This window comes from Salegentibacter sp. UBA1130 (assembly GCF_002311535.1).
GTDB classification, from domain to species: Bacteria; Bacteroidota; Bacteroidia; order Flavobacteriales; family Flavobacteriaceae; genus Salegentibacter; species Salegentibacter agarivorans.
The window spans coordinates 1-10,844 of the sequence record NZ_DCAP01000034.1 but is presented as its reverse complement, the minus strand read 5'-3'; the positions used below and the strand labels follow the sequence as shown (position 1 = coordinate 10,844).

Annotated in this window: 9 protein-coding genes; 2 read left to right on the top strand and 7 right to left on the bottom strand. The window is 33.8% G+C overall.

Annotated features, from left to right (window positions below):
- Positions 1-34 precede the first annotated feature (34 nt).
- The 7 genes from B4F31_RS14045 to B4F31_RS14015 all read right to left on the bottom strand — a co-directional run bounded on the left by B4F31_RS14045 (position 35) and on the right by B4F31_RS14015 (position 9,465).
- The gene (locus B4F31_RS14045) at positions 35-1,276 is read right to left on the bottom strand and encodes a restriction endonuclease subunit S (protein ID WP_286761553.1); all 1,242 of its coding nucleotides are present in this window, start codon (positions 1,274-1,276) and stop codon (positions 35-37) included.
- A 25-nt stretch (positions 1,277-1,301) separates the two neighbouring features.
- The gene (locus B4F31_RS14040) at positions 1,302-3,125 is read right to left on the bottom strand and encodes an AAA family ATPase (RefSeq protein ID WP_286761552.1); all 1,824 of its coding nucleotides are present in this window, start codon (positions 3,123-3,125) and stop codon (positions 1,302-1,304) included.
- A 142-nt stretch (positions 3,126-3,267) separates the two neighbouring features.
- Positions 3,268-3,846 (bottom strand): hypothetical protein, encoded by a 579-nt coding sequence (locus B4F31_RS14035; protein ID WP_286761551.1) that lies wholly within the window; start codon positions 3,844-3,846, stop codon positions 3,268-3,270.
- A 130-nt stretch (positions 3,847-3,976) separates the two neighbouring features.
- Positions 3,977-5,554, bottom strand: a complete 1,578-nt coding sequence (locus tag B4F31_RS14030; protein ID WP_286761550.1) for a type I restriction-modification system subunit M — start codon at positions 5,552-5,554, stop codon at positions 3,977-3,979.
- A 692-nt stretch (positions 5,555-6,246) separates the two neighbouring features.
- Complete coding sequence (locus B4F31_RS14025) at positions 6,247-7,158, bottom strand: hypothetical protein (protein ID WP_286761549.1); 912 nt, start codon at positions 7,156-7,158, stop codon at positions 6,247-6,249.
- Positions 7,159-7,302: 144 nt separating this feature from the next.
- Positions 7,303-8,214, bottom strand: a complete 912-nt coding sequence (locus tag B4F31_RS14020) for a hypothetical protein (protein WP_286761548.1) — start codon at positions 8,212-8,214, stop codon at positions 7,303-7,305.
- Between the two features lie 153 nt (positions 8,215-8,367).
- On the bottom strand, positions 8,368-9,465 hold the full coding sequence (locus tag B4F31_RS14015; RefSeq protein WP_286761547.1) for a hypothetical protein: 1,098 nt from the start codon (positions 9,463-9,465) through the stop codon (positions 8,368-8,370).
- Positions 9,466-9,689: 224 nt separating this feature from the next.
- Here B4F31_RS14015 and B4F31_RS14010 point away from each other — a divergent pair, with 224 nt between their 5' ends.
- Both B4F31_RS14010 and B4F31_RS14005 read left to right on the top strand, forming a co-directional pair.
- Positions 9,690-10,064 carry an IS110 family transposase gene (locus B4F31_RS14010; protein ID WP_286761546.1) on the top strand — a complete coding sequence of 125 codons (375 nt, stop codon included), beginning with the start codon at positions 9,690-9,692 and terminating at the stop codon, positions 10,062-10,064.
- A gap of 53 nt (positions 10,065-10,117) precedes the next feature.
- Positions 10,118-10,675 (top strand): transposase, encoded by a 558-nt coding sequence (locus tag B4F31_RS14005; protein ID WP_286761545.1) that lies wholly within the window; start codon positions 10,118-10,120, stop codon positions 10,673-10,675.
- Positions 10,676-10,844: the final 169 nt, after the last annotated feature.

Below are 10,844 nucleotides of genomic sequence, written 5' to 3'. Positions count from 1 at the left end.
TATTCAATTGCCGCATTTTGGACCGTAATTTCTATCATAGAACTTCAGATAAAGTTTTTTCAGCATCTTTTACACGGACTTCCCCGCTGATGAGTTTTGGAAGTAAGGTGTCGCGGAGTTGAGTTAGAGAAATATTTTCCAATTGATTGTGGTAAAGAAGATTGAAAATTGGTAATGCTTCTTTGTTGTACTTTTCAATGGCTTCTATATTGGGATAGGGTATGTAAAGTTCTTTAAGGTTAGTAACTGTTATATGTCCTAATCCAGTTGTCTGTTTATGAGTAGCCAAGTTAATGAAAGTTGGAAGCTGATATTTAAGTAAATTAAATGCGAAACATTTTTGATTAATATCTTCCATTCTTACAACAAAAATGTGCTGATTAAGCAAAGCATCTCCTTTATCCCAAATATGAATACCTAATGAAGTATGCGGATTTCCGGACCAAGGGAACAAAATATCACCATTAGAAATAGTATATTTTTTATCCAAAGATTTATTAGAATACTTTGTTTGCGAAGTAATTCCCTGCTTTATTTCAGCAATTTTAATAACAGGTAAACCTTCTTGCCTATTTTCTATGAAATCCTTGGGCTTAAATGCTGCTCCATTAATAAAATTTGCAATTGAATATATACTCCTTACTTTCCAACCTTTTGGAATGTCCCCTAAGTCCGAAGCTACAAATTCCCCATCCTGAAACGGTCCGAAATCTACAAACCAGTGTTTGTATAATGCCATTGCCATTTCTTCCAGGTTTTTGTTCATCTGAAGGTTGAGCTCGATCTTATCGTCTAAAGCAGAAAGGATGGAAGAGATGGATTTTTGTTCTTGTATCGACTCAGGAATTAAAACTTCAGAATCCAATAAAACTTGTGGTCCAAATGCAGGATAAGCACTACCTGTGCAGGATTGAACCAGGTAGTTTATATAATTGTCATTTGTGGTTAGATAGTACAGAAATCTTTTATCAATATTTTTTGGTGTGAGGACTGCAAAACCTGTGGATGCAATAGAGTTCTCCTTTAAATTTTGAGAATAAAAATAAGATTTTAAGTTGGGTCTTACAGAGGATATAACAGTATCTCCTTCTTTGAGTAACCTTCGTGCACGTGAAGGAGCATCCTCAAAATTCATCCTCTTTGGCTCTTCATAAAACCCTGTTCCCACCGATTTTATATCGATATAATTGATCCAATCCAAGGCACCTTTCCGAATTGAATTTTTATTAACCTCTATTAAATCTCCTAAGCGATATTTTTTCCAGTTTTCCGGCATTAGTTATTTTCTATTCCTTTTAATGTTATAGAGCGTTTTTTACCTCTGAAATTATATTAAAGACTTCTTCAAAACTTTTAAAATCTTCTTTGGTACCATTTTCTACTAGCCAATTACATAAATTGCCTTTTTCGTTAGGATTGATTTCCCATTTTTCGGGTTCAGTTATCTCTTTACCTCGAACAAGTTTTGTTATTTCTGGTGTAATATCTACAAAACACAATTTATGGTGTATAGCTTTATCTATAGTTGATTTTGAAAATAGGTTCTCTATTCCTTTATTAATTGGATTTTGCTCTACAGAAGGAATAACTCTTTTATAGACTTGGGATTTATTCGAATTCCTTTTATTGGTATCGCAATCATAGAGAAGAAGCATTTTCTGAGGAGTGACTTCGGAAAGTTTGGAATCAAAATGTTTGTAAACCTTATCAATACTTCCATATCCAATGGAATCAACAACTTTAAAATCTTCAAGTATTTTTTCCTTACCGAGTAATCCTGCCGCTTTTTTTAAATATTTTATGTCATAATCACCTTCTACAAACAAAAAATCTTTTCTCGTTTTTTCAATTTCATTTTGCAGATCCTTTTCAAACTTTAATGATTCTCGAAAATATTTATAACCATTTTCAAATTCTGAAAAATCTTCAACGTCAACATTTTGCCCGGCAGGCATATTAATAACCCCAAAACCATCTTCCTCAAAATAGTTTCTCATACCTAGTAAAAATAACGGGGAGTGTGTGGTAATTATAAACTGGACTTTTGGAAATAACTTAATTAACTCTGGCAATATTTTATATTGATGATTTGAATGTAAATGAATATCAATTTCATCAATAACAACAATACCTCTAATTTCATTTAAGTTTGAAAAAACTGCATTTGTAAGGTCGAAATCTTTAATTATGGTCAAAAAAATATTCAATAAAGCAGTTTCTCCAGAACTAAGGTTAAACAAATTTGGAATCCACGCTTTATCATTCATCATGATTGAAATGGCCCTCGATCTTCTTTTACCGACTCCTAAACGTATTCCGGACTTTTGTTGAAATAAGGACTTCAAAAATTGTAAGACCGCATTATGAATATTATTACTTTCTCCAGCGTAACCTTGGAGAACATTTAGTGGAATAATTTTCGGCAGTTGTCCTGTTTGATTGATAGGTAAATTAACATTAGTTGTTTTAATTTCTAAGGTGTATTTATCAAGTAAAACGTCTAATAGCCAGTTTTGATTATCTTTTAAGGGAGAATAGTTAATAATCTGTCTATTCGAGATTGATGAAGTATTATCTAGAAATCGATAATCTGCGCGATTAGTAAGGTTCCCATAATTTAACCAACCTGGTTCTTCAAACCGGTTTGCAGGAAAATAAAGTTGACAATTATTATCTATTAACTCCTTTATTTTATTTTGATTATTATGAAAATTACTCTTGAAAAGGGAAGTTTCGTTAGGTTTAATTTCATTCCATTCTTTATCAATAGATGTAAATTTGTGAAGTTTCTCAAATTCATTTTTAGTTCTTTCTAACTGCCATTCAGATAAGGAGAAATTTTCTTCAAATTTTATATTGGATTTGGAAAATGTTTTATCCGATTTAATATAATTTGGACTCCTGTATTTATAAACTTTACCTTTTTCGACATCTGAATCATCATATACTGTTTGTCTAGCAGAAATTATTGCATTAACAATGTGAGATATTAAAATACTCTTTCCAGCTCCATTTTCCCCAATTATCACTAGTGGCTTAGGATTGCCATTATTATGAAAATCTAGCTTATGATTTAAATAATCAATGGGTCCTAAATTCTCTAATTCAAATTCTTTTAAGTACATATGTTATTTATAATCCTATATATAGTCCAGTAAAAAAAGTGCTAGCGAACCTGATTGTTTGCAGATAATCCTCCGAATAAGCGAGCAGCAATTTTTGTTTTGATACAGGGTTCAGTATCGTTTTTGCCGTTGTAAAAGGGCTTTATTTTAATTCTTTCCTTAATCTATCAAAGCTAAATCCCAAACCGTAGAAATTAGGTTCTAGTATTAATGACTTTGTTATTGCTTTTCCAACTCCCGGTTTTAGTTCTTTTGCCACCCTAAAGTCATTCAAATCTTTTTTGTTTTTGACATCGTTAATAATCTTAATAAGAACATCTACCACATCCGTTGTAGTTTTGCAAATTTTCTTTAATGGAATGATTATCATTTTAAAATTTGGGTCGATAGCTTTATTGTTCGAATTGTAGTTTTCGGCACGCTTTTTAAATTCCATAGGGTGCCTGTTTGTTATCAGAATGGCGGGGAGCAGTTCTTCTTGTTCAACATCCTGACCATTGATTGAATGCCAAGAAAGTACTTCATCATTGTAATGAATACCATCATCGGAGCGTCTGATAACAACTCCTTTATGACTTGAAACTGAAGTTGCAATCTTGTCAAAATTATCTCTTAGAGCTTCGTCTAGTGGTTCGTGCCATCCAAAGTCGAGAAGATAAATGTAATACTCTCTATCAGATGTATCTGGTAGGTCTGCCAAATTTCTAACTACTAATCCCATTTCTTTTTTTGCTTGTTTATAAAAATGCGCTAACGCATTCTATATTCCTTTTATGGTTATTTACATCTAATATTTTCCAATTAAAATTTCCTTGTTCATTTTCCAGGTTGTTCATAAGGCCACAATATTTTTAAAATTTCTCAAAATTCGCTTTAATCTTTTCCTTTAATTCTTCTCCTTTTTCAAACTGTTTTAATAACTGCGCCCTAAGACTCTGCATTTTTTCTTCAAAAGGGATTCCGTCGTCTTCCTCAGCTTCGGTCCCAACATAAATACCTGGCGTTAATTTATAATCTTGCTTTTGTACATCAGTAATACTTGCTGCTTTAGTAAATCCATCAACATCTTCATAATTGCCGTCGCGGTTTCTCCAGTTGTGATAGGTTTCGGATATCCTTTGGATATTTTCATCATCAAAAACCCGCAATTTTCGGCTGGCCATTGTGCCCATTTTCGAGGCGTCTATAAACAGAATTTCATCGTTTCGCTCGCGGTGGGTGCCGTCGTTGCCGTCGCGGTTTTTGCTGAGAATAAATATACAGGCCGGGATTCCTGTGGTAAGGAACAATTTATCGGGTAAACGAACAATGGCATCCACCATAGAATTGTCTACCATATGCTGGCGTACATTTTTTTCCCCTTTGTTATTGGAAGTCATCGCTCCGTTGGCCATTACGATCCCGGCGGTTCCGGTTTCGCTTAGGTGATGCCAAAAAGTTTGCATCCACATATAATTGGCGCTGCCATCAGTAGTGAATTCTTCCCGGGTTCCAAATAACCTGGGGTCGCCCTCCGGCAAATCTTCCGGGTGCCAGTTGCTCACATTAAATGGCGGATTGGCAATAATATAATCTGCTTTTAATTCAGGGAATTTATCATCCAAAAGGGAATTTCCTAGTTTGATGTCGAAAGAAAGGTTCCGCAGCATCAGGTTCATTAGGCACAACCTTAAGGTTTGTGCGGTCATTTCCTGTCCGTAAATAGCGATATCGCTTTTATTTCTTCCGTGCTCCTGCAAGAATTTTAAACTCTGCACAAACATTCCCCCGCTTCCGCAGGCAGGATCAAAGATTCTTCCTTTGTAGGGTTCCAGTAGTTCCACCAGTAAACGCACAATACTGCCCGGTGTAAAGAACTGCCCCGCGCCCGAACCTTCGGCCATTGCAAAACGACCGATATAATATTCATAAATACGGCCTAACACATCGCTTTCAGGATTTTCCTTTTCCGAAAATTTGGGTTTGGAAAGTAGGTTGATTATGCCACCGGTTTGCTTAGGTGATAATTCACTGCGAACAAAAATACGCGGCAATAAATTTTGCAGCTGCGGGTTGTACTCGGTAAGCAGTCCCTGGATCACATCAAAAGCATCATCTACTTTTACTTTGATATCATCCTGCTCGGCATTGTCATTTAAATATTGCCAGGAAGCTTTTTCCGGAATTTTAAAGGTGTTTCGGGAACGGTATTCATCCCGGTCTTCCAGTACATAATTTATTTCCTCGGTATCGGTAGTATGATAATCTGAAGAAGGATCGTTTATTAAATCCTTTAATTCCTCCCGAATCACCTCGTAGCGTTCGCTAAGGTGTTTAAGGAATACCAGGGGAAGAATGTAGTTTTTATAATTGTTTTCTGAAACGGCACCTCTAAGTTCGTTGGCCGCGTCCCAGAGTTCCTTCTCAAAATCAATATCTGCTTTTGCCATGTATGGTAGGTTGGGTCTTGTAGTTTTATTTAAACAGCCTGAATATAATGATTTGGCTGCGATTAAATATTCCTGTAGGGAGGGAATAAGACAAATATAAAGGAAATGGGGAGAATGTTTAAATAAAGTACTCCCTTTTGTTAAAACAGCTTAGCTGCGAAAATCTGGTTTGATGGTTATTTTAATAATATTCTTAACGCTGCCTTCTATTGATGATTAAGCACCTTAAAATTAATTTATCTTTTTAATTACTTGTAAAAGGGGATAATATTCCTGTAGTAAAAGATGAACTAACTTCTGCAAGGGCAAGAATTAATATTACAATTAGTACAAATTTTTTCTTTGTTAGATTTTTCATATTGATTATTCTTAATTTGAGGATTGATCGGATTAATGTTCTTTCCAGGTTTCTATTAATTCTTTACCGTTTTCACTGTCGGCTTTACCATCAATAAAAGCTAATATCATAACAATTGCCAGTACCAAAGTGAATATTCCGACTATAATTTTATTCCTATTTTTCACTACAAGTGGTTTTATGAATTTTTATTATTGAGAACACACGGTCTCGGTTCGCCAATTGGCGAAGTAGAAGACGCGTGTTTGTCGGCTTAGTATCGGTTTTGGTCAAGTATTTATTTTCTTTCTAACGTTGCCGCCTATTTGCGGTGAAGCGTTATTGTAAATTGTTTTTATTCCTCTAAAATCCATTCTAGTAAATCTTCTTTGTTTACTATAGACCAGCTGTGAGGATGGCGTTCACCATTGGATCTGTAACCTTTATTCTCTGATGTTAAATATTCAACATTTTTATAATCCTGGTCTTTTAAAAATTTAGTCAATCTCTTTATGTGGAAAGCATTCATTTGCTCATATTCAACGCCCATATTTTTCTTCCACCACTCTTTATCTGGTTCTGAATAAAACCTAAGTTTGGTGTTTTTAAGGTCTTCTATGTTTTGATAGTTTTTAGTTTCGTATGTGAATACTGAAAAATCTTCGTAAGGCTTTATTTCTTCATTTGGATTTCCAAGTTGAGATTTGAAATAATTGTGGATAAAAGTACTTTCTCCAACGGAAGCTTCTGAGAAATTTCTTTTTATATTATCTTCTGTAATTCTATATAAAGCTGCAAGATCTATTGGGGAATCCACAACAAAAACTCCAGTTGGTTCTAGATTTAAATTAGAATTTTCTGTAAGATAATTCCCCACCAGAAGTGCAATACTTCCTCCGCTAGATAATCCTCCAATAACTATTTTCTTTTTAGGAAGGTCATTTGTTTCAAACAATACCTTTAGATTGTTTGCTAGATCAGCTTTCTGAGATTCTTCCAACCAAAGTTTTCTATTGAAATTCATGTATATAACTGCAATTTCTTCTTCTAAAGCTTTATCTGTTATAGGAAATTCATTTTCAATCATTTCTCCATTTTCTGGAAATCCTCCAAATAGTATTAAAACAGCTTCAGTTTTATCTGGTTTATATAAGTTATAGCTTTCTGTCGAAATCGGATTATTTTCCCCTGGATTTACTTGAGCAATTCCTAAGTTAAGAGTTAACAAGAGTAAAGTTAAAATGGAGCTTTTGAGCAGATTTTTCATATAAAAGTTGTTTACAGCGGTCTCGGTTATCGCCAATTGGCGCAGTAAGAGACGCGGATTTGTCGGCTTAGTATTGGTTTGTGTGTCAAGTTAATTATTTTCTTACTAACGGTACCGCTTATTGCCGATTAACCGTCTTAAGTTTTATTTAATGGATTTTATTAGGTCACGTAAATCCTTGATATTTGATTTTTCCTCATTGATTGTCTGAATTGTAAACTCTAAAATCCTTTGGACAGCTTTTGCTTTTTTCATGCATTCTTCCTCTTCTAAAGAATGTAAGCCTTGTGAGGTTTCCTTATATAGAAGCTTTATAGGGTTATCGCCCAATACCTTTAAAGAATATGGTAAATGTTCAAAAATATTATCATATATCGTGCTCAAAGTTGGATCCTGTTCATGAGCTATCAATAACTTTTCAATTTCTGCTTTATGTGAAGAAGGAAGATTTTTTATGTCTTTGATGATATTTATTAATTCTCTTTCAATTATTCTTCTAAAGTAAGCATATGCTCCAATACCGTAATTTTCACTTATGCAATTTAAACCTTTATAATACCACTGGGTTGTTTGCCTATTAAAATATTTTGTTATTGAGGCTTTTGACTCAATCTTTCTTTGAGGATTAATCCCAACTTTTTCAATAAAAAGTTTTGCATCTGGATCTTCTTTTTTTTCTGTAAATCCAAGACCCGGAACCGGTGGTCTTCCAGAAATTAATGTTCTGGAAACGAAATTATCTGAATAAATGTGTAGGAAAATTTCAACGTGATATTTTTTACACGAAGTGCATTTCGCTACGAGTTTAAATGTGTAATCTAATTTATTGTCAATGAACAATTCCTTTTCTAGTTTCAGGAATGAGTTGAAATAGTCTTCTGAAGCTTTTTCTAATTCTAATTCAAAAGTTCTTATTTCTTCCTCGTTTTTACACTTATAATCAAATGTTTGTCCAATGAAATCGAATGGTAAAGAGAACTTCTTATCTGATTTTTTAAAATTTTCATGGATAAGATATGGTTTATATAGAGTAAAATCGGATAAAAAATCTTTCATATACATTTTTTACAACGGTTTTGGTTGTCGCCAATTGGCGGGGTAGGGGACTCGGATTTGTCGGCTTAGTATTGGTTTGTTGGTCAAGTTAATTATTTTCTATCTAACGGTGCCGGCTATTGGCGATGAACCGTCTTTGTTGTGCACATTATTTTAGCGCATCAGCCTATTTAAATTAGGTAGTTCATCTCTATTACTCTCAAAATTTGATTTAATTTTTTCTAAATTCTCGATAAGATAAATTCTCTCCATTTTTATTCCTTTTATACTATTAATACCATTCCTGACTGATTCTATCATATCTTTAGTTCTAGCATCAAATCTGTTGGGAACAAGAATTTCCATTAAAGGCTTATAAAAGTTAATTTCTAAATTGAAAGGATTAAAACTGCCATCGTGCATATGTGGTATGATCTGAGTATTAATCAAATTTAAAATAGGTCTATATCTAGCATCATTGCTTGGATCTCTCTCAATTTCCTCCTGTAAAAGCATTTCGTAATATGCTATATCTTTCAATAAAGTTTGAAGATTTTCGTTTAAATCCGTTACATAAACAGATGTTTGAGTTAAAAACTCTTTAAATTTAGTTTGTAATGTGTTATGATTGAATCTAATTTCGGTGAGAAAGGCATTTATTTCATTCACTTGTTCAATTGCACTATCATATTTTTTATCTTTTTCTTTCTCTAAATATTTTAAAAGAAAAGTTTGGTCTAAATGTTTAAAAGAGTCAGCTTCCAAATATGGATTAATTTTTAAAGTTGGTATCTCAAAATTATCTTCATTGTAATTCTCTAAAAATTCTTCAATATTTTTGATTTGAGAATCTATTGGTTTATTTAAATTTTCTAATTCTATAACCCATCTTAAACCTTCTTTTCTAATTTTTTTCTTGTTACTGAAATAATCAATTAACTGGTTTATCACTATACCAAGGATTAATGTCAGGAAAGGAAAGATATATTTAAAGTAGTCAACTGATTTGGTCTCTTTAAATAAAATTGTAAAATTTTTATTTATCGATTCTGTATCTAAATGAATACTGTCTCCTTTTGGAATTATAAGATCATATTCATTTGTCTTTTGAGGTGAAATAGAATCTGTTAGTGAATCAGCTTTTTCGATGCCAATTATATTTTTTTCATCTGACTTATTATTTAGCTTATTAGCTTCCTGGTTAATTGAATCTTGCGAATAAATTTTCGAAAAAATCAGAATTAAAATTAAAAATGTAAATTTTCTCTTCATAAATATTGTGCACAACGGTCTCCTTTACTTCGCTTATTAATAAATATACCTTTGAAATGAAGAAGGAGGAGAACTAAAACGGTCTCTAGATTTCAGGTCCAATATCCGTAAGAGTCCTCCATTCTTCATATGGGTAGCAAGAACCATTTGGAATACTAGGTCTCTTATGGACCCGTTAAAGGAGTTAGTTAATGCGCCCTTCAAACAATAATTTTTTTAAAAATATGAAAAATTACCAAGAAGTAATCGGAATTGATGTTTCAAAAAACAAGTTAGATGCCTATGGTCACAATTGTAGTTCCCACCGGGAGTTTAGTAATGACGTAGCGGGTTATAAAGCTTTGCTTAAATGGGCTAAGGTTAAGGGACAAAGAGTATTTTTCTGCTTTGAGAATACCGGCCATTATTCCTTAAAGTTAGCATTGTATCTAGCCTCAAAGAAACAAGTATATGTGCAGGAAAATCCCGTGGTAATCAAACGTTCTTCCGGAGTGATCAGAGAGAAGAACGATGTGGTAGATGCGATAATGATCGCCCGGTATGGTTGGCTTCACCGAGAGGAACTTTCTCCAAGTGAGCTGAAGATAATGAACTATTAGAGGTGGGCAGATTGCTTGCTTTGCGTGATCAGTTGGTACGTAATCGTACGGGATTGAAAAGCACACTGTCAGAGTTAAAGAAATTACTAAGCAGTAGTTCTACCGATACCTGTTGCAAGACACTTGTTAGTTCTATTACTCATCTAACATCTCAAATAAATAAAGTAGAGAAGCAGTTAAAATCACTTATCAAGACTTCTGAAGCATTATCGCAAAATTATAAGTTGATCACTTCCTTAAAGGGTATAGGTTTGGTTGTAGGCGCCCAGTTGCTCTACCATACCAATAATTTTAAACGTTTTGATAGTTGGCGACAATTCTCCAGTTATTGTGGGACGGCTCCCTTTGGCCATAGTTCGGGAAGTAGTATTCATAAAAAACGGAAATGCCACCCAATGGGAGATCGTCAAATGAAGAGCCTGCTTAGCATGGCGGCCTGTACAGCCATTCAATACGATAGTGAATTGAGACATTATTATATGAAAAAGCGAGAAGAAGGTAAACTAAAAATGATTGCACTAAACAATGTACGCAATAAGCTTTTATCCAGGGTATTTGCGGTGATTAAAAGGGGAACCCCATATGTGGAACTACACAAATTTGCTGCCTGAGAAATAGTAGAAAAAGCTTGGATTTAACCTTGGAATACGCATAACGACAAGTAGCGCGGCATTATGGATGCGGATTTGTCGGTTTAACGGTTTTGATTGTTAAGGAAACTAATTTAGTTCTTTTCTGGAAAACCCGCCATTTGCGATAGCATCAATGAAAAAGCAGTAA

Coding starts and splice junctions, on each gene's coding strand:
- B4F31_RS14045 (WP_286761553.1), bottom strand. CDS start 1,276: ATGCCGGAAAACTGGAAAAAATATCGCTTAGGAGATTTAATAGAGGTT.
- B4F31_RS14040 (WP_286761552.1), bottom strand. CDS start 3,125: ATGTACTTAAAAGAATTTGAATTAGAGAATTTAGGACCCATTGATTAT.
- B4F31_RS14035 (WP_286761551.1), bottom strand. CDS start 3,846: ATGGGATTAGTAGTTAGAAATTTGGCAGACCTACCAGATACATCTGAT.
- B4F31_RS14030 (WP_286761550.1), bottom strand. CDS start 5,554: ATGGCAAAAGCAGATATTGATTTTGAGAAGGAACTCTGGGACGCGGCC.
- B4F31_RS14025 (WP_286761549.1), bottom strand. CDS start 7,158: ATGAAAAATCTGCTCAAAAGCTCCATTTTAACTTTACTCTTGTTAACT.
- B4F31_RS14020 (WP_286761548.1), bottom strand. CDS start 8,214: ATGAAAGATTTTTTATCCGATTTTACTCTATATAAACCATATCTTATC.
- B4F31_RS14015 (WP_286761547.1), bottom strand. CDS start 9,465: ATGAAGAGAAAATTTACATTTTTAATTTTAATTCTGATTTTTTCGAAA.
- B4F31_RS14010 (WP_286761546.1), top strand. CDS start 9,690: ATGAAAAATTACCAAGAAGTAATCGGAATTGATGTTTCAAAAAACAAG.